The 462-nt window shown below is 54.5% G+C and carries 1 rRNA gene; it reads right to left on the reverse strand.

Annotated elements, in window-relative coordinates:
- Positions 1–462 (reverse strand): 16S ribosomal RNA (locus ACTHS4_RS11600); the annotation flags it as partial.

Below are 462 nucleotides of genomic sequence, written 5' to 3' on the forward strand. Positions count from 1 at the left end.
GACTACTAGGGTATCTAATCCCGTTCGCTCCCTTGGCTTTCGTGCCTCAGCGTCAGTTATCCCCCAGTGTGCCGCTTTCGCCTCCGGTGTTCCTGCCAATATCAACACATTTCACCGTTCCACTGGCAGTTCAGCACACCCCTAGGATACTCTAGCAATTCAGTTTCAAACGCAATGCCTCAGTTGAGCTCAGGCATTTCACATCTGACTTGAATCGCCGCCTACGCACCCTTTAAGCCCAGTGATTCCGAATAACGTTCGCACAGTACGTGTTACCGCGGCTGCTGGCACGTACTTAGCCCGTGCTTCCTTTGAGGCTCTGTCAACTTCGGAGGAGTACCTCCGAAGATTTCATCCCCTCTGACAGCGGTTTACAACCCAAGGGCCTTCATCCCGCACGCGGCGTCGCTCCGTCAGACTTTCGTCCATTGCGGAAGATTCTCGACTGCAGCCACCCGTAGG

Source organism: Neisseria sp. P0014.S009 (genome assembly GCF_051958155.1).
Classification (GTDB): Bacteria; Pseudomonadota; Gammaproteobacteria; order Burkholderiales; family Neisseriaceae; genus Neisseria; species Neisseria flavescens_C.